Origin of the sequence: Enterococcus sp. AZ188, from assembly GCF_050544075.1 — a bacterium.
GTDB classification, from domain to species: domain Bacteria; phylum Bacillota; class Bacilli; order Lactobacillales; family Enterococcaceae; genus Enterococcus_D; species Enterococcus_D entomosocium.
Genome location: NZ_CP172943.1, coordinates 521998 through 541918 on the forward strand (window position 1 = coordinate 521998; position 19921 = coordinate 541918).

The following is a 19921-nucleotide window of genomic DNA, read 5'->3' on the forward strand; positions in this document are numbered from 1 at the left end:
AAAAGTCTCATTTTTTCAGGATGTCACCAAGGCTGCTGCTTTTTTGCTCAAACAGATAGGCTCGTTACTTGCTGCCGTTTTTCTTCAAGCGTAGCATCTGGAAGCTTTGTTTTTCCAAGACGACACGCAAAATGCCGTCATTCAATTCCGCTGTTTTTCCATTGACGGGCACAACGTTGTTCGGGGTTGCTTCGGTATTGACGGCATGCAAGTCTGGGTGGTGCAACACTTGATGGGTAGCGATTTGCAATGAATCATATTGACGCAAGTCGCAAGTGAATTCGTTGGCATCCTGCAAATCCTTATTTACCAAGAAAAAGGTCAAATAGTCATCTTCGTTTTCGATCGCAATGGCATCCACATAAGAAGCTTTTCCGTGGCTGCTATCGAAATCAGCTCCTCGAAGGATGCTATGCAACACGTGACCGCGACCATAGTTGCTGATCATTTCATAGGGATAAAAAATCGTTTGTTTCCAAGCGACAGTATCGGAAGTCATGATCGGTGCGATCACGTTGACCAGCTGTGCCATGCAGGCGATTTTAACGCGATCTGCGTGATGAAGCATCGTGATCATCATGCTTGCGACGAGTAACGCATCTTCAAAGTGATAGACGTCTTCTAATTGTGGTGGGTGTTGACTCCAAGGTTCAATTTTTTGATCCTGTTCATTTGAGTGATACCAGACGTTCCATTCGTCGAAGGAAATATTGATAGTCTTCTTGCTTCGGCGTTTGGCTTTCACCGCATCACAGATCGCTGCGACTTGACTGATGAACTGATCCATTGCGACATTGCTTGCTAGATAATCTTGGCTATCGTCGTTACGGTTGCCATAATATTGGTGCATGGAAATGTAGTCGACTTGATCGTAACAATGACTTAATACTGTATCTTCCCACATGCCAAAGGTCGGCATCGTGAGAGAAGAACTACCACAAGCAACGGTTTCGATCGTTGGGTCCACCAGACGCATCGCTTTGCCAGCTTCTTCTGCGAGACGGCCATATTCATCGGCTGTCTTATGTCCTTCTTGCCAAGGGCCGTCCATTTCATTGCCTAGACACCAAAGTTTGATGTCATGAGGATCGGCCACCCCATGGGTACGACGGAGATCACTATAATAGCTGCCGCCTTTTAAATTGGTGTATTCGATCAAGTTTTTCGCTGCTTCGATTCCTCGTGTCCCAAGATTGATCGCCATCATCGGTGCCGTATTGACTTCTTTGGTCCAATCCATAAATTCGTTTAAGCCGAACTGATTGCTCTCGATCACCCGCCAGGCCAAATCGATTTTTGCTGGCCGTTGCTCTTTAGGTCCGACGCTATCTTCCCATTTATACCCAGAGACGAAGTTGCCTCCTGGGTAACGGACGATCGGCACATTCAACTGCTTGATCAAGGTAACGACATCTTGACGAAAGCCTTGCTCATCGGCAAAAGGACTTTCTGGTTGATAGATCCCTTCGTACACACAGCGCCCTAAGTGCTCCACAAAAGAGCCATAGATCCGTTCGTCGACTGGTGCCAAAATAAAGTGTTTGTCTAAATACATCGTAGTTTTCTTCAATGTTGCAACCCCTTTCTTTTCTTTCATTGTAGCGATAGTCCTTGAAAATAAACACTACATTCTGTCTTATTCTATTGACGTTTTGTCCGTTTTCTTTATACTAAAGGCAAGTAGGAAGGAGTGAGAAGTTGAACGTAACCTATTCAGGATTTCAAATGCACAATGCTGTTTCCGATCATATTTATCGCCCCTCTGGCTTAAAGCATTATCTTTTCGTGTTGACGTTGTCTCCAATGGTTTTCACTTTTGAAGATGGTCATCAAGAAACCAGTGAAAAAGGTAGCTGCATTCTTTTTCCTCCAACCGTCTATCAAGATTATCGTGGCAAAGAAGATTTTTTTAATAGCTTTGTTGAGTTTCAAACGGATCAGGTGATCGAAGAAACCTATGCGATCCCTTGCAACCAACTGTTCCAGCCGAAAAACATTCAACAAATCAACAAATTGATCCAAAAGATCAATCATGAATCCTTGTTGCCACAACGGCACACGCAAGAATTGATTGCGGCGTATATGACAAATCTATTGGTCTTACTTGAACGCAATTTTGAAGAAAGCATCCCGCAACCACAAAATGAACACTATCAACTGTTTCAAGCGATGCGGTTGAAAATGTTAGTCAATTGCGAACAGCAATGGGATTTTTACCAGTTTAGCCGAGAGCTTTCCATCGGTAAAAGCCAATTCTACAAGCTCTATCAACAGTTTTTTCATACCACGCCCAAAGAAGATTTATTGCAAGCTCGGTTTCAAAAGTTTTTTTATCTACGCAGCAACGAAACACTAACGATTCGAGAGGCGGCGTTTCAATCAGGGTTCCAAAACATCAACCATTTTAATCGGCTCTTTGCGAAGCGCTATGGGTGCGCACCATCAAAGTACCAACAGGAGCAATAGGCAGGTCTGATCGGTAAAAACGCTGAAAAAAGTCCGACGAATTCTTGACGGATGAAAGAGAAAACGGGACAATGTCATTAGGAGGTGGCATATGGATATAGAAATGATCGTAAGCGAACTTTCTAAACGTTCAAGTGAATTGGAAGCGCTACAAAGAAAATTGAGTCAAAGCCAATTAATGAATAATGAAGCGGCACAAACGTTCATTTTTGACTTAAAGGATTATTTAGATAGCTTAAAGCTCATAACAGATTTAGTACCGTCAGCGGCAACTACAACAGTGGAAGTTGACCAGTTGTCGTACGTCTTAGGTGAACAAAATCAAAGCATCCAGCAGCTGCTGGTTATTTTGGAAGAAGCCGAAGCAAATGACGACCAGCGCTTTTTCGGCAAAAGTGCGGGAGAAGTGCGGCGGATGATTGGCAGTCTGTCTGGGATCCTGGAACTAAACGGTCTGTTGCTGCAAGACAATCGTGGCTTTCAGCAAGTCGTGAAGGAAACTGGACCGCTTCAGGTGACTGAAACAAAGGAAGTCTCTGAGAAAAAAGGATTTCTCCAAAAGCTTTTCGGGAAATAAGCACTGATCGTCAATCAAAACATGAATCACTTGTACCAAAAAAACGGCGCTTCACAATGTGTGAAGAACCGTTTAAGGAGACGACTTTCTTTAGGAGAAAGGGGGGCTTGAAGATGGCAGAAACAGTCACACTTCAACCGATTACGGAAGAAATGATTGCTGAACTTTGGTCGATCAGCTATGGGCCTAAGGCAGATTTAGAATGGAAAAAATGGGACGGACCGTATTTCCAAGACCCCGTGTTGACGTGGGAAGAATTTCGAACGGGGTTTGGCGCTAGCTGTATCGACAACCCGTTACGTAAAGCGATCAGCTATCAAGGAAGAATCGTAGGGATCGCGACCGCTTATTGGGAAGACAATACCTTGCAGCAGTGGTTGGAATTCGGGATAGCCATCTATGATGCTTCCCTTTGGAATCAAGGGATTGGCAGCCAAGTAATTCGCCAGTGGATCAATGAGTTGTTTGAATCACAGCCTCATATCCAGCGTGTTGGTTATACCACGTGGTCGGGCAATCACCGCATGATGAAACTAGGAGAAAAGCTAGGGATAACCAAAGAAGCCCAGATCCGCAAAGTCCGTTTCTGGGAAGGCACCTATTATGATTCCATCAAGTATGGCATCTTGCGAGAAGAATGGGCACAGCAGAAGTGAAGGTAGGGGATGCGAGATTTTTTCGTGTCCTCTTTTGTTGTTGATGATTGATCAGATGCATTTTGCGTATAGTAAAGTACCTAGTAAAAAAGGGGCTGATCTCCTAGCTGTATTTTGTAATTACAGTAATTACGTAGTAAAATAGACTATATATGTTATGAAGGAAAGGTGATTGTTTTGGATACAGTGAAAACAAGAAAGCAAGGAAATGCGGTAATGGTCACGCTAGCAAGTAAGTTTGAGATTCCTGCTGGTAAGACCTACTTTATCAGCAAAGAAAACGATGGTACGATTTCCTTGATTCCTAAGATCGATGATTATTTTTTAGCTGCGAAAGAGAAAGAATTTGTTGATGAAGAAGATATGCTAGCTGCTGATTTTATTGTTGAAGGCAGGCAGCTTGATGAATAGGCTCGAACAAGGGACTCTTGTATTTATTGATTTTGATCCCTCGAAAGGGAGTGAAATCAAAAAGCGCAGGCCTGCTTTAGTCATCAGCAGGGATGAGTACAGTTACACTTCAAATTTGATCATTGTTTGTCCAATAACGAGTACAGATAGGAAGCGTCCTTACTTTGTCGATATTCAACACGATAAATTGAAACCTGGGAGTAAAGTAAATACAAAGCAAGTTTATACGCTAGATTATTCCGAGCGTGACGGTAGAAAGATTGAAATTTTAGGGAAACTATCAAAAAAAGAACTGATTAACGTTGCACAGCATTTTATGATGAACTTTAATTTTCCATTATAGTTAAAAAACAGCAGGATGGAAAAAGTGAAGGACCCTCACAAAAAACGAGTGAGGGTCCTTCACTTTGATTTCCTAAGAATACAAGGTTTCAACAATAGAGAAAAGAAGATAGTTGAAAGATAAAAGTAAAATTTCAAAAATAGTCGACTTTCTGAACAATAACCATGTACTATCTCTATGTAATACTTTATAATAATTCCAATGTACAGATTAGAAATATTTTAAAAAAGTCGGGAATAGCGTTTGAAGTTCATTCTCAATTAGTCTAAAATAGTGAGAAAGAAAAGATACTGGAGGGAAAGAAATGTCAGTTTTAGAAATCAAAAATCTACACGTCCAAATCGAAGATAAAAAGATCTTAAAAGGCGTTGACTTAGTGTTAAAAACTGGAGAGATCCATGCCATCATGGGACCAAACGGTACAGGGAAATCAACCTTGTCCGCTGCCATCATGGGCAACCCGAATTATGAAGTGACAGAAGGGGAAATTTTGTTCGACGGCGAAAACGTCTTGGAAATGGAAGTGGATGAGCGAGCTCGTTTAGGTCTGTTCTTGGCGATGCAATACCCAAGTGAAATTCCAGGCATTACCAATGCGGAATTTATGCGGGCAGCGATCAATGCCAAACGTGACGAAGACGACAAAATCTCTGTCATGGATTTTTTGAAAAAATTAGATGAAAAAATGGATTTATTGAATATGCCCGAAGAAATGGCGGAACGCTATTTGAATGAAGGCTTCTCCGGTGGAGAAAAGAAACGAAATGAAATCTTACAATTGTTGATGCTAGATCCAACCTTTGCGATTTTGGATGAGATCGACTCTGGTCTAGATATCGATGCCTTGAAAGTCGTAGCAAAAGGCGTCAATGAAATGCGCGGCGAAGGCTTTGGCGCTTTGATCATCACCCATTACCAACGTCTGTTAAACTACATCACACCAGACGTGGTTCATATCATGATGGAAGGCCGTGTCGTGATGACCGGTTCGGCAGACTTAGCCAAACGCCTAGAAGCAGAAGGCTATGCTGGGATCAGTAAAGAGTTAGGGATCGACTACAAAGAAGAAGAAGCGTAAGGAGGCAAGGTAAATGGCAAAATTACAGGATTATCTTGAACAAGTCAACGTTTTTTCAGCGTTAAAAGAAGAGCCTGAATGGATGTTGGAATTACGCCAAGCAGCCCTTGCGAAAGTGGATGAACTTGCATTTCCAAAAATCGAGCGCGTGCGTTACGAGCGTTGGCCATTGTTCAATATCGACGAACAAGCACTTGCTGGTGAGTACGCTTTGTCAGAAGAAGAAGTGGCAGGCGCAGTTCCTGCCTTTGACGCGATGGATAACCATCCGACCCTCGTTCAGTTCGATGACACCACGATCTTTGAGCAATTACCGCAAGAGTTGATCGACAAAGGCGTGATCTTTACCGACTTGTTTACAGCAATGAAAGAAGTACCAGAGTTGGTTAATCAATACTATATGACCAAAGCAGTACCAATGGACGAAGACAAAATGACCGCAGCACATGCGGCGTTTATGAATAGCGGCATGTTCTTGTATGTACCAAAAAACGTGGTGATCGAAGAACCCCTTGAAGCGATTTTCTACCACAATGGCAATAGCCAAGCGCATTTCTTCAAACACATTTTGATCGTTGCTGATGAGCACAGTGAGTTCAGCTATTTGGAACGTTTCCAAACCAAAGGCGACCAAGCGAAAAAACTGTCAGGCAATATCGTAGTGGAAGTAATTGCCAAAGCAGGCGCGAAGGTCAAATTCTCTGCGATTGATCAGCTAGGTGTCAACATTACTACGTACATGAATCGTCGCGGCTACGTATTACGAGATGCGATGGTAGATTGGGCGATCGGAGTCATGAATGACGGCGACGTCGTGGCAGACTTTGATTCTGATCTTGTAGGCGAAGGCGCGCATTCGGAAGTCAAAGCGGTCGCAATCAGTGCTGGACGCCAAACACAAGGGATCGATACCCGCGTAACCAACAAAGCACCGCATTCCATTGGTCATATCCTGCAACACGGCGTTATCAGAGAACGCGGCGTCTTAACCTTTAACGGTATCGGACACATTTTAAAAGGAGCCAAAGGGGCGGACGCGCAACAAGAAAGCCGAGTCTTAATGCTTTCTGACCAGGCTCGTGGCGATGCTAACCCAATCCTTTTGATCGATGAGCACGAAGTAACAGCCGGACACGCAGCCAGTGTGGGACGGGTCGATCCAGAAGAAATGTACTACTTGATGAGTCGTGGGTTGCGCAAAGAAGAAGCGGAACGTTTGGTGATTCGTGGTTTCTTAGGATCCGTTTTGACTGCGATCCCAGTCAAAGAAGTGCAACAAGAATTGGTTGCCGTTATCGAAGGGAAGTTGCTCGCATGATCGATGCCCAAAAAGTGAAACAAGCGTTTCCCATCTTGGATCAGCTCGTAAATGACGAACCATTGATCTACCTCGACAATGCCGCCACTACGCAAAAACCAGAGGCGGTGCTGCAGGCAATCACCGATTATTACCATCAAGACAATGCCAACGTTCATCGTGGGGTTCATACCCTCGCAGAACGGGCGACCCATTCCTATGAAGGCGCACGAGAAAAGGTTCGCCGTTTTATCCATGCGAGTGAGACGGCGGAAGTGCTGTTTACTCGAGGGACGACCACTGGTTTAAATTGGGTCTCCCGCAGCTACGGCGACCGTTTTGTCAATGAAGGCGATGAAATCGTGATTTCTTATATGGAACATCACTCCAATATCATCCCTTGGCAACAATTAGCTGCTCGGAAAAAAGCTACCTTGAAATATATCCAGTTGACACCAGAAGGCACCTTGGACATGGAAGATGCCAAGAAACAGATCACAGACAAAACCGCCATCGTTTCGATCGCGCACGTTTCCAATGTTTTAGGCGTGATCAATCCGATTGCAGAGCTAACCAAATTGGCGCATCAGCACCAAGCCGTCATGGTGGTGGATGGTGCTCAGGCTGTTCCACATATGGCAGTTGATGTCCAAGCACTGGATTGTGATTTCTATGCCTTTTCTGGCCATAAAATGTGCGGACCAACTGGCATCGGTGTCTTATACGGCAAACGGCAATGGCTGGATCAAATGGAGCCCGTCGAATTTGGCGGTGAAATGATCGATTTTGTCCATCTGCAAGAAAGCACGTGGAAAGAACTGCCGTGGAAATTTGAAGCGGGCACACCAAATATTGCCGGCGCGATCGGCTTAGGTGCAGCGGTGGATTACTTAACAGAAATCGGCTTAGAAAACATCCACGCCCATGAAGCATACTTAGCTGCCTACGTTTTGCCCAAACTGCAAGCCATTGAAGGTTTGACCATCTATGGTCCTCAAGAAGCAGCAAAACGCACGGGAGTGATCGCCTTTAATCTAGCAGGCATCCATCCTCATGATGTTGCCACCGCTTTAGACATGGAAGGCATCGCGGTACGGGCAGGTCATCATTGTGCCCAACCTCTCTTGAGCTATTTGCAAGTCCCAGCGACTGCACGGGCCAGCTTTTACCTGTATAATACAAGAGAGGACGCCGATCGACTGGTTGACGCCATCAAGCTGACGAAGGAGTTTTTCCAACATGGCACTAACGAAATTAGATAATTTGTATCGACAAGTCATTCTGGATCATTCCAGCCACCCACATCATCGAGGCACCTTGGATGATTCAACGTACAAAGTCGAATTGAATAACCCTACCTGTGGCGACGTGATCCACTTGGAGCTCGCTGTCGAAGGAGACACCATCAAAGACATCGCGTTTACTGGCGAAGGCTGTTCCATCAGTACCGCCAGTGCATCCATGATGGGGGATGTGATTATCGGTAAGACACTAGCAGAAGCTGGTGAACTATCAGGCTTGTTTTCTGAGCTCGTCCAAGGAAACGACATTCCCCAAAGCGATCGTTTAGGCGATGCTTCCATGCTTGGGGGTGTGGCGAAGTTTCCTGCACGCATCAAGTGTGCGACCTTAGCTTGGAAAGCATTAGAAAAAGCCATTGCTGCCGACAGTACACAAGCATCTGTCAGTCACAGCCACGCCAATGAATCTGATACTGAAGAAACCAGCGAATAGACAACCGCACTACAAAAGGAGTGAGAACCATGGGTGTACCCGAATTAGAAGAATATAAATTTGGCTTCCACGATGACGTGCAGCCTGTTTTTAGTACCGGCGAAGGATTGACCGAAGACATCGTCCGTGAAATCTCACGGGTCAAGCAAGAGCCAGAATGGATGCTTGAGTTCCGCTTGAAGTCTCTTGAAGCCTTCAACAAGATGCCCATGCAAAACTGGGGCCCAGACCTGTCTGACATCGATTTTGATGCCATCAAATATTACCAAAAACCAAGTGATCGTCCTGCCCGTGATTGGGATGACGTACCAGAAAAAATCAAAGAGACCTTTGAGCGCATTGGTATTCCAGAAGCCGAGCGGGCATACCTGGCCGGCGCTTCTGCCCAATACGAATCAGAAGTCGTTTACCACAACATGAAAGAAGAGTTTGAAAAACTTGGCATCGTCTTTACCGATACCGATTCAGCCTTGAAGGAATACCCTGAGCTGTTCAAACAATACTTTTCAAAATTAGTCCCACCAACCGATAACAAGCTTGCTGCTTTAAACTCAGCCGTTTGGTCAGGTGGTACCTTTATCTATGTACCAAAAGGCGTTCGTGTCGATGTGCCATTGCAAACCTATTTCCGGATCAATGCCGAAAATACCGGTCAGTTCGAACGAACATTGATCATCGTTGACGAAGGCGCCAGCGTCCATTATGTTGAAGGCTGTACCGCCCCAACCTATTCAAGCAATAGTTTGCACGCAGCCATCGTTGAAATTTTTACCCTAAAAGACGCTTACTGCCGCTACACCACCATTCAAAACTGGTCAGACAATGTTTACAACCTAGTAACCAAACGGGCCAAAGCCTTAGAAGGTGCTACCGTTGAATGGATCGATGGCAACCTAGGTGCCAAAACAACGATGAAATACCCTAGCGTGTATCTTGATGGCAAAGGCGCACGGGGCACGATGCTTTCCATTGCCTTTGCTGGTGCCAACCAAATCCAAGATACTGGTGCAAAAATGATTCACAATGCACCAAACACCTCCAGCTCCATCGTCTCAAAATCAATTTCTAAAGATGGCGGTGCGGTAAACTACCGTGGACAAGTCACCTTCGGCAAGAAGAGCGCAGGCTCTATCTCCCATATCGAGTGTGACACCATCATCATGGATGACCTATCGAAATCCGATACCATTCCATTCAATGAGATCCACAACAGCCAAGTGTCCTTAGAACACGAAGCCAAAGTCTCCAAAATCTCAGAAGAACAACTGTACTACCTAATGAGCCGCGGCCTCTCCGAAAGCGAAGCAACCGAAATGATCGTCATGGGATTCGTCGAACCATTCACCAAAGAATTACCGATGGAATACGCAGTCGAATTGAACCGGTTGATTAGTTATGAGATGGAAGGGTCTGTGGGGTAATTGAATTGATTAAGCTAGAAATGCCTATTTGCAGGTGTTTCTGGCTTTTTTTATTTGGGCGTGTAGAAAGTAAGAACCAAAGTAGCACCAATGAGAAATGGATAAGTAGATTATTATGGTGAAAATGGTTTAAGTAATGAAAATCTTTCAGAGGAAAACGAAAAAATGTATAGGATAAATAAAAACAAGATACTTTTTCGTATTACTTTCTTTGAGATTGAAAATATATAATGTCAATAGTGATATACTAGAAGAAAACGATGAAAGGATAGGATATCATGCTTCAAACAGAACTTACAAGATTTAAGGTAAAAGTAGGAAAAACGGCTATAGTTGATGAATGGATGTCGTTCTTAAATGAGCATATGGAAGAAACATTGCTAACATTAGAAAACGAAAAAATGTTTGTTGAGACAATCTTTAGAGAACAACTCAATGGTGAGGAATTTTTGTATTGGTATTCTATACAAGGAGAAGGTGGAACTCCTGTTGAGAATTTTGAAAGTTGGATTGATAAAAAACATTTAGAATATTGGGATGAATGCATAGATTCTACATACAAACCAATCGATTTGACAACTGAAGTGGTGATGATTCCTGAAAAAATACGTAGTAATGTGAAATGAAGATGACTTTAGATATTAAGTAAATAGATTTCATAAGATATTAGAGCGGTTGTTAGTGAATATATTGGATGTAGTCAATTTAATTTTAGTATATTAAAAAGTAGAGTTATGGATTATTTAAATTTTTTCACGCAGATTATAAGTGAGGTGGTACATAATGTTTTCTATATACATGAATGGACAGAACAAAACGAACCAAATTACAGATTGGAGACTCTGGAGTAAAGAAAATCAATTGATGGTGACTGTAGATTTTCCATCAGGTAAGTCATTTACAAAACCGTTAGACTTCTGCAAGATAACACCACAAAAAGAAATACAAGCAGGTCTTTTATATAGAGAAGAAAATATTTATCAACAAATAGATAAAGCGACTGAATATGGGAATAAGTATGTTGTTGTAAATTATCCAAATGATCAAAAAAAGTATATCATGAGGTCGGAAAATGTAAGTATTATTGCGAGTTCTGGTTTGAAAAATGAGAATACATTTTCTTATTTTACTGAAATTGTAAAAGAGCGTGTTCGCCATGCTAGTCCAACAAATAAACCTATGGCCGAAAATATAGAGAGACAATTGAACAAAATTACTCCTTATAAAGGAACAGCTTTGCATTCGTATTGTTATGGTAAAAATGAGGTTAGAGATTCTTTGGAGCATTTTATTTTTCCATTTGGGTTGAATGAGAGTCAATTAGAAGCTGTTGAAAATACCTTTTCCTCTCAAATTAGTATTATTGAAGGACCTCCGGGTACAGGAAAGACACAAACTATTTTAAATATCATCGCAAACATTTTAGTGAATAAAAAATCTGTTGCAATTGTTTCAAATAATAATCCAGCAGTTGAAAATGTGTATGAGAAGATGGCTAAAAAAGAACTAGACTACCTTATTGCTAAATTAGGGAGTTCAGACAATAAGACAGAATTTTTTGCAGGAGTGAGAGAAGTACCACGTTATAGCTCGGATTCTGTAGCCGTTTCTATAGAGGAAATTGATGATGTTTTGACAAGAGTGAAAACGAGTCTAACTGCACAAAATAAAGTAGCACAGTTGACTGCAGAAATCAGTGAGCTGCTTGTTGAAAAAAAGCACTTAGAAGAATGGCGTGAGGAAAATGTACTTGTAGATTTAATTGATGTTGATAGATATAAATTGAGTCCAGAGAAAACTTCTGATTTACTTGCATATATAAATTATCTTTCTCAAAAAAATTTGTCTTTTAAAGAAAGATTCCGTTTGTTGTTAGAGTTTAGAATATTTAGGACTAAATTTTTAGACACTTATACTGAACGAATAAATTTTACTTATTCCCTACAGTTTCATTATTATGAAAAAATGTTGCAACAAAAAGAGCAGCAATTACAAAAATATAAAAATGTTTTGGAAAAAGAAAATTTCAAAAAATTATTAGAAGATTTAACGAATAAATCAATGCAGTATCTTAAACAGCGGTTATCAAAATCGATTCCAGCAAATGTGAATTTCACCGTAGATAACTATAGAAAGGATTTCAGTAATTTTATTAAACGGTTTCCTGTGATTGGAAGTAGTACACATTCGATTATTAACTCGATAGCAGATGGAGCAATATTGGACTACATCATTATTGATGAGGCGTCGCAGCAAGATATCGTTCCAGGTATTTTGAGTCTGGGCTGTGCAAAAAATATTATTGTTGTAGGTGATCGTAAACAGCTCCCACATATACCCGAAAAGACTGAAATTGTCTCTCCTTCAGAGTATTATGATTGTACGAAATATAGTTTGCTAGATTCATTTGTTAAGCTGTTCAAGGAGGAAGTGCCCGTAACGTTGCTGAAGGAGCATTATAGATGTCATCCTAAAATATTCCAGTTTTGTAATCAACAATTTTACGATAATCAACTAATACCCATGACTATGGATGGAGGCGAATCTTCAATTGAGCTAATCATCACATCTAAAGGAAATCATACAAGAAACCGAGCTAACCTGCGAGAAATTGAGTCTCTAGTGGAAATTGGTTGGTCTGGTGAAAAAAATATCGGATTTATTACACCTTATAATAATCAAGTCAATTTAGCTGAAGAGTATTTACCAGAAGAGTTTGCTAAAGCAACAATTCATAAATTCCAAGGTAGAGAATGTAAAAAGGTTATTTTTTCAACAGTGTTGGATAAGAAAAAAAGTAGCCGAAAATCTATTGATTTTGTTGATGATCCACATTTGGTGAATGTAGCTGTTTCAAGAGCCATCAACAAATTTACTTTAGTAACTGGTAATGAAGTTTTTACAAGAAACAACCAAAGTTTGGCAGCTTTAGTTAGATATATTAAATACTATGCTTCAGATGAATATGTCTATGATAGCCCGGTAATCTCCGCATTCGATTTATTGTATAGAGAATATGATCGTTCTCTAGAAAAGTTAAATACTCGATTGAATTTAAAGGATTCACATTTCAAATCTGAGCAGATTATGGCTGTCCTACTTAGGGATACTTTAATGACAGCTGAATTTACTTCCTTAATGTTTCATATGCAGATCAATTTGATTCAACTTGTCTCAATTAAAAATAATTCATTTACTGATAGAGAAATAGAATTTATGAAACAAAAAGCGAGCTGTGACTTTGTCATTTATTATAAGGTCGGAAAGAATCCGATAGGCGTGATTGAAGTAGATGGGGGTAGTCATGATGCTAAGGTGCAACAAGAACGTGATGCGGTAAAAAATATTATTTTAGAAAAGGCTGCTATTCCTTTGCTTAGGTTAAAAACAACTGAGGGTAATATTGAGAGGAAAATAAAAGTTTTTTTAAATGAATGTATTATCAAGAGTAGTACCCAGAATGATGAAGAAAGTTAGTTTAGAAAATTTGCACAACTTCTAAACGGTGATTTATGTTAATAGAATTATGACTCATTTAAAATAATTAGAAGTTCATTTTACAGAAAAACTTTTGAAGTGAAACACTCTTGTCTCTAAGAAAAATGAAGTTATGGATTATTTTTTATTTGATTACTGACACCCAAACTAGCACCAATTCCCCCAAAAACATCAGAATTACATGGCACCAGCCAAAATAACGGATGGTGATTTAACAGCATTTGGAAACTGTTGAAACTTGTAGAAAAAACTATCCTTTTAGTGTAGGTTAATAAAAATTTTAAAAGCTGGAAATACTTTGTGGCAGGTATTTACAGCTTTTTTTATGCAATATTTAATTGGAATATTCTACTATTATTTTCCCAACATGATGCCTCTAAAATTCCAAGAAAATTTATTGAATGTCGCCTTTTTTAAAGCTATTAGTGATAAAATTAGAGAGTATAACTATTATTAGGAGTGTGCTTATCGTGGGACAAGAACTTAATCAGCGATTATTTAGTGCAGCGGACAATCTTCGCAGCAAAATGGACGCATCAGAATATAAAAACTATCTTTTAGGTTTGATTTTTTACAAATATCTTTCAGATAAATTATTACAACAAGTTGTTTTATTAGCAGATGAATCCTTAGAAGAATATAACGAGGTTGAAAAACAGACGAAATTGTATCAAGAGTTACTAGCAGATGAAGATTCAAGGGAAGATTTGTTAGCAACGATTGTAGATACTTTAGGTTATGAAATCGAACCCAATCGTTTGTTTAATGTGTTAGCTGATCAAGCAAAACAAAATATCTTTCAGTTAAATGATTTGAACAAAGGCTTTACTGAGTTGTCCTCAAAGTTTGAGCAATTTAATGGGTTATTTGATGATGTCGATTTACAATCAAAAAAACTTGGTTCAGATGACCAGCAACGAAATGTCACAATAACCGAAGTATTAAAGAAACTGAATGATATTGATGTATTAGGGCATGACGGTGATGTGATTGGGGATGCTTATGAATTCTTAATCAGCCAATTTGCTTCCGAAGCGGGAAAGAAAGCTGGCGAATTCTACACACCAAAAAAGGTTTCTGAAATGATGGCGCAAATCGTGACCATCGATCAAGAAGAGAAAAAATTATTCAGCGTCTTTGATCCGACGATGGGATCAGGCTCTTTAATGCTGAATGTACGGAATTATTTGAAGTATCCTGAGAATGTGAAATATCACGGTCAGGAAATGAATACCACAACTTTTAATTTAGCAAAAATGAACCTAATTCTTCATGGTGTAGACGCAGAAGATATGAATTTGAGAAACGGCGATACGCTAAATAAAGATTGGCCAACAGATGAGCCGTATTTATTTGATTCAGTAGTTATGAATCCTCCATATTCAGCGAAATGGTCAGCAGATGCAACCTTTTTAGATGATTCGCGCTTTAACCGATACGGAAAACTAGCGCCAAAATCTAAAGCTGACTTTGCTTTTCTCCTTCATGGCTTTTATCATTTAAAAGATTCTGGAACGATGGCAATTGTCTTGCCTCATGGCGTGCTGTTTCGTGGTGCAGCTGAAGGGGTTATTCGGAAGAAATTACTTGAAGATGGTAGCATTTATGCAGTCATTGGAATGCCAGCAAATCTTTTCTTTGGCACATCAATTCCAACAACAGTGATTATTTTGAAAAAGAATCGTGAAACACGCGATGTCTTGTTTATTGATGCCAGCAAAGAATTTATTAAAGGGAAAAATCAAAACAAATTATCGATTGAGAATGTAGAGAAAATTGTGTCGACGTACAAAAATAGAGCAACTGAAGATAAATATGCTTATTTAGCCAGTTTTGATGAAATAAAAGAAAATGATTTTAACTTAAACATTCCTCGCTATGTTGATACATTTGAAGAAGAAGAAAGTATTGATATGAAGAATGTAGGGAATGAAGTCAAACAGATTCGTCAAGAAAAGCACGCATTAGAAAAAGAGTTATTTTCTACCATTGCTGCTTTTGAGACAAATGACGAAAATAAAGAATGGCTTCAAGGTGCGTTAGAGGTGTTTAAACATGACGAATAAGAATATACCAGAGATTCGTTTTCCGGGATTTACTGAAGAATGGGAACAGCGTAAGTTAGGGGAGTATGCAGAAATTTTGACTGGTGGAACTCCAAAAACATCAATATCTGAGTACTGGGAGCCGAAAAAAATTCCTTGGATGTCATCAGGTGAAGTCAATAAAAGACGTCTTGATGGAACAGATAACATGATTTCCGAAGAAGGTCTAAATAATTCTAGCGCTCGTTGGGTAAAGAAGCATTCAGTTTTAATTGCATTAGCAGGGCAAGGGAAAACTCGCGGGACCGTTGCAGTTAATAACATTGAACTTACGACAAACCAATCAATTGCAGCAATTGTCCCAAATAATGATCTTCATTATGAATTCATCTATCAAAATTTGATTAAGCGCTATGAAGAGCTTCGTATAATTTCATCGGGTGATGGAACTCGAGGAGGATTAAATAAACAAATTGTTTCTGATGTAATTATACCGTCTCCAATTAAGAATGAGCAGATGGAAATCGGTACCTTCTTCAAACAACTCGACGACATGATCGATCTTCATCAGCGTGAGCTAGAGCTACTAAAAGAAACCAAAAAAGGATTCTTACAAAAAATGTTTCCCAAAGAAGGAGAAAAAGTTCCAGAAATTCGTTTCCCGGGATTTACTGAAGAATGGGAACAGCGTAAAGCAAAAGAAATTTTTGTACCGACAGTCGATAAGAATCAACCTGAACTCCCAGTCCTATCAGTTACACAAGATTCTGGTGTAGTATACAGAGATCAGTTGGGTATCGATATTAAGTACGATAAGACAACTCTTAAGAACTATAAGGTTGTACATCAAGGTGATTTTATAATTAGTTTGCGGTCTTTTCAGGGTGGATTTGAACTCTCTGATAAGTTAGGTATTACTAGTCCTGCATATACTGTATTTATCCCCAAAAATATAAATAACCAAGATAGTTTATTTTGGAAAGTTAAGTTTAAAACATTCACTTTTATAGAATCATTAAAAACAGTAACATTTGGAATTAGAGATGGTAAGTCTATAAGTTTTTCTGAATTTGGAGATTTGAAGCTGTTATTTCCAAAAAATATCGAAGAACAACAAAAAATCGGAACTTTCTTCAAACAACTCGACGACACGATCGCTCTTCATCAGCGTGAGCTAGATTTGTTAAAAGAAACCAAAAAAGGGTTCCTGCAAAAATTATTTGTCTAAGGAGGTGCGGGAATGAAAATAAAGCATCGTGACGAAGCAGAAGTAGAAAATCACCTGATTCATATACTAGGCGAAGGACACAATCAATGGGTCTACCGACCAGAGTTAAAGTCCGAAGCAGATTTGTGGCAAAATTTTCGTGAGAAGATCACGCACAATAATCTTTCAGAAATTGGCGAACATCCTTTAACTGATAAAGAATTTGAAACTATTAAAACAGAATTGTTATTAAAAACTCAAACGCCTTTTGATGCAGCGAAATGGTTAAAAGGAGAAAATGGTATCGCTCGAATCAAGATTGATCGTGAAGATGCTTCTTTAGGATCAATCTCGTTGATTCTCTATTCAAACCAAGACGTAGGTGGAGGATTATCGACATATGAAGTTGTGAATCAAATTGCCAAACAAGACAGTAGTGCAGACGCACGTGACCGCCGGTTTGATGTGACATTATTGATCAGTGGCTTGCCAATTGTTCAAATTGAATTAAAGCAGGTCACTGCAAAAGACGGTGTTTTTCAAGCCTTTAACCAAGTAAAAAAATATGCTGAAGAAGGTGTCTTTCGTAATAACATCTTTTCGACGCTTCAATTGTTTGTTGTCTCAAACGAGCAAACGACACGCTATTTTGCCAATGCGATGCCCAAAGACATGCATCGGAAATTTTTGTTTAGTTGGCGGACAAGAGACAACAAAAAAGTAGATAATCTTTATGAATTTTGTAAGCAAGTGTTGAATATCCCAGATGCGCATCGGCTTATCGCTAACTACACGATTGTGAGCGAAGATCAAGACAATAAAACATTAATGGTCTTACATCCCTATCAGGTACATGCGATCGAGGCATTATTTGTGGCGGCGAATAAGCATCAATCCGGCTATGTTTGGCATGCTACTGGTTCAGGAAAAACGTTGACAAGTTTTGTTTCAACTAAACTTTTAGCACGCAAGTCTGGTATTGATCGTACGATTATGCTGGTGGATCGCAAGGACTTAGATAATCAAACCACCAATGAATTTACAAAATTTGCCTCAGAATTTAATACAGGGACATCTTCGGGAGATGCGAAAGCCAATAGTTTAATTGTGGGAACTGGTAATGCAAAAGAGCTAGGTAGAACACTTTTGGCTGATGCAAATGCCAACGTCATTATTATTACTACCCGCCAGAAATTGGACGCAGCGCTAAAATATGCAAAAAAACAAGAGGAAAAGAATGGAACCAAGCGATTTGAAAAGCTGATTGGGCAACATATTGTTTTTGTCGTGGATGAATGCCACCGAGCTTTAAGCGCTGAAAATATGGAGGAAATCAAGCAGTTCTTTCCAAACTCTACTTGGTTCGGATTTACAGGAACGCCAATTTTTGAAGTGAATAAGAAGCAGGCCCAAGGACAATTGGCTCGTACTACTCGAGATCAGTATGGGGATGTCTTGCACACCTATACAATCAAAAATGCTTTAGAAGATGGTTCAGTATTGGGCTTTCAAGTAGAGCATGAAAATACCATTGAACCCACATCATTAGATAATCGAATTCACCAGAAATTACTTGAAGTTGAAAAATATGCCAAATATTCTCCTGAACAAATCAATTTGATCGTGGATAATATGGATCAAATGAAAAAGGAGAGTTATATTGAGCCGATTGTTTATGAATCAGAGGATCATATTCAGAAAGTGATCCATAAAATCTTTCGTCCTAATAATGCCTATACAAAATTCGATTTTAGAAATGGACGACCAACAAAGTCGGCTATTTTGACAACAAGCTCCATTGAGATGGCAAAGCAATACTATCGAGCGATCAAAGAAATGACGAAAGAATCAGATTGGCTTCAAAAAGAATTTCCTGATCAACCGATTCGTGAAGGAAGAACGATGGATGATCCAGATTTTCCGCGAATTGCCATTACGTACTCAATGGATGAAAACGCCGCAAGTGCCAAAGAAAAGCAAGATGAAATGCAACGAATTATTTCAGAATACAATGAGTATTACCATACAGTATGGTCAATCGCAGAAATTGAACGCTATAACGGAGATATCAATAATCGTTTAGCACGGAAACGAGCAGAATTTAAGCAATTTGGTAAGCAAATCGATTTAGTGATCGTTGTTGATCGACTTTTAACAGGGTTTGATGCCCCTACGATTCAAACATTGTTTGTTGATCGAAACCTAGAATATGCAGGATTGATTCAAGCCTTTTCTCGAACGAATCGTACATATCCCGAGAAGAAGAAAGGGCTAGTCGTTACATTTAGAAAACCCGCGACAATGGAATATAATGTGGCGGAAGCTACAAAGCTATATTCAGAAGCACAAGAAGAATCCGGGTTGATTTATCCAACCTATGAAGAATCAAAAGCTCGCTTTGAAAAAGCATATAAGCAATTACAAACATTTACCGTAATACCTGGAACAACGGAAAATACTCCGATAGAAACCCGAGTAGATTATGTGAAAGCTTTCCAAGAGCTGAACAAAGCTTATGAGGCATTGGTCACATATGACAATTACAATGAAGAAATGGAACAATCGGAAGTTCTAAAAGAACAAATATCAATCTTAGAAGAACAAGTTGGATTTTATGAGACGGTGAAAGGATCACTGATAGAAGAATACGAAGAAGAAGAGGATATTAATTTCTCAGCTATTGAATTTTATAGTGATAATTCAATTCGACTATATGATATCGACTCCTCGTATATCGATCAATTATTAGGTACCTATGCAGCGAATAGTTCTGATGTGCGCGAGGAAATAGAGAAAGCTCTGAAGAAGTTAAACAAAACTGAATGTGTCAAAAAAGTGTATCGTCAAATCTTAAATTCAATAGATTCTGGAGAACTTGATGAGAAAGAAGATATTTTTGCGATCAAACGACGATTTTTTGTGCAAGCAAGGGATCAGATGATTCATGCGTTTGCAAGAGAGTGGAATGTTTCCACTGATGAACTGCACTACTCAAGTATCCAATATGTTGTTGGAGAAGATCCCATTCCGAATATGAAAGGTATTATTCAAAGCAAAGATTTTGAGGCATACAAAGAAAAACACCCAAATGCAAAACCATTTCAATACCCGCAACAAATGAAACGAGCTTGGCGACTCGTATTAGACGATACATTGATACCACTTGAGAATGAGCTAAGGTAGGTGAA

16 protein-coding genes are annotated in these 19921 nt (G+C 39.7%); 15 read left to right on the forward strand and 1 reads right to left on the reverse strand.

Annotated elements, in window-relative coordinates:
• Positions 1-64: 64 nt before the first annotated feature.
• Positions 65-1597 carry an alpha-N-arabinofuranosidase gene (locus IGI86_RS02440; protein WP_430617712.1) on the reverse strand — a complete coding sequence of 511 codons (1533 nt, stop codon included), beginning with the start codon at positions 1595-1597 and terminating at the stop codon, positions 65-67.
• Between the two features lie 101 nt (positions 1598-1698).
• Between IGI86_RS02440 and IGI86_RS02445 the strand changes: the two genes are divergently transcribed.
• From IGI86_RS02445 to IGI86_RS02515, 15 genes are all read left to right on the forward strand, one after another.
• Complete coding sequence (locus IGI86_RS02445; protein ID WP_430617713.1) at positions 1699-2466, forward strand: helix-turn-helix domain-containing protein; 768 nt, start codon at positions 1699-1701, stop codon at positions 2464-2466.
• A gap of 91 nt (positions 2467-2557) precedes the next feature.
• Positions 2558-3043, forward strand: coding sequence for a hypothetical protein (locus IGI86_RS02450; RefSeq protein WP_086316848.1), 486 nt, complete (start codon positions 2558-2560; stop codon positions 3041-3043).
• A 113-nt stretch (positions 3044-3156) separates the two neighbouring features.
• Complete coding sequence (locus IGI86_RS02455) at positions 3157-3699, forward strand: GNAT family N-acetyltransferase (protein WP_430617714.1); 543 nt, start codon at positions 3157-3159, stop codon at positions 3697-3699.
• A gap of 186 nt (positions 3700-3885) precedes the next feature.
• Positions 3886-4110: a type II toxin-antitoxin system PemI/MazE family antitoxin gene (mazE, locus tag IGI86_RS02460; protein WP_371860490.1), complete on the forward strand. Its 225-nt coding sequence runs from the start codon at positions 3886-3888 to the stop codon at positions 4108-4110.
• The gene (locus IGI86_RS02465; RefSeq protein WP_016611353.1) at positions 4103-4453 is read left to right on the forward strand and encodes a type II toxin-antitoxin system PemK/MazF family toxin; all 351 of its coding nucleotides are present in this window, start codon (positions 4103-4105) and stop codon (positions 4451-4453) included. Before mazE ends, IGI86_RS02465 begins: the two co-directional genes overlap by 8 nt.
• A gap of 304 nt (positions 4454-4757) precedes the next feature.
• Positions 4758-5531, forward strand: a complete 774-nt coding sequence (gene sufC, locus IGI86_RS02470; RefSeq protein WP_005232112.1) for a Fe-S cluster assembly ATPase SufC — start codon at positions 4758-4760, stop codon at positions 5529-5531.
• 13 nt (positions 5532-5544) lie between these two features.
• Positions 5545-6849, forward strand: coding sequence for a Fe-S cluster assembly protein SufD (gene sufD / locus IGI86_RS02475; RefSeq protein ID WP_016619703.1), 1305 nt, complete (start codon positions 5545-5547; stop codon positions 6847-6849).
• The gene (locus tag IGI86_RS02480; protein WP_096742202.1) at positions 6846-8090 is read left to right on the forward strand and encodes a cysteine desulfurase; all 1245 of its coding nucleotides are present in this window, start codon (positions 6846-6848) and stop codon (positions 8088-8090) included. The genes sufD and IGI86_RS02480 overlap by 4 nt, the downstream gene beginning before the upstream one ends.
• Complete coding sequence (gene sufU, locus IGI86_RS02485; protein WP_430617715.1) at positions 8068-8562, forward strand: Fe-S cluster assembly sulfur transfer protein SufU; 495 nt, start codon at positions 8068-8070, stop codon at positions 8560-8562. Before IGI86_RS02480 ends, sufU begins: the two co-directional genes overlap by 23 nt.
• 29 nt (positions 8563-8591) lie before the next feature.
• Positions 8592-9983: a Fe-S cluster assembly protein SufB gene (gene sufB, locus IGI86_RS02490; RefSeq protein WP_005232103.1), complete on the forward strand. Its 1392-nt coding sequence runs from the start codon at positions 8592-8594 to the stop codon at positions 9981-9983.
• Between the two features lie 278 nt (positions 9984-10261).
• Positions 10262-10609, forward strand: a complete 348-nt coding sequence (locus tag IGI86_RS02495) for a DUF6176 family protein (protein ID WP_086332988.1) — start codon at positions 10262-10264, stop codon at positions 10607-10609.
• Between the two features lie 157 nt (positions 10610-10766).
• Entirely contained in the window at positions 10767-13460 is a 2694-nt protein-coding gene (locus IGI86_RS02500) for an AAA domain-containing protein (RefSeq protein WP_430617716.1), read from the forward strand.
• Positions 13461-13951: 491 nt separating this feature from the next.
• Positions 13952-15547: a type I restriction-modification system subunit M gene (locus IGI86_RS02505; RefSeq protein ID WP_086332989.1), complete on the forward strand. Its 1596-nt coding sequence runs from the start codon at positions 13952-13954 to the stop codon at positions 15545-15547.
• Entirely contained in the window at positions 15537-16754 is a 1218-nt protein-coding gene (locus tag IGI86_RS02510; RefSeq protein ID WP_086332990.1) for a restriction endonuclease subunit S, read from the forward strand. Before IGI86_RS02505 ends, IGI86_RS02510 begins: the two co-directional genes overlap by 11 nt.
• Before the next feature lie 12 nt (positions 16755-16766).
• Positions 16767-19916, forward strand: coding sequence for a type I restriction endonuclease subunit R (locus IGI86_RS02515; protein ID WP_086332991.1), 3150 nt, complete (start codon positions 16767-16769; stop codon positions 19914-19916).
• Positions 19917-19921 lie beyond the last annotated feature (5 nt).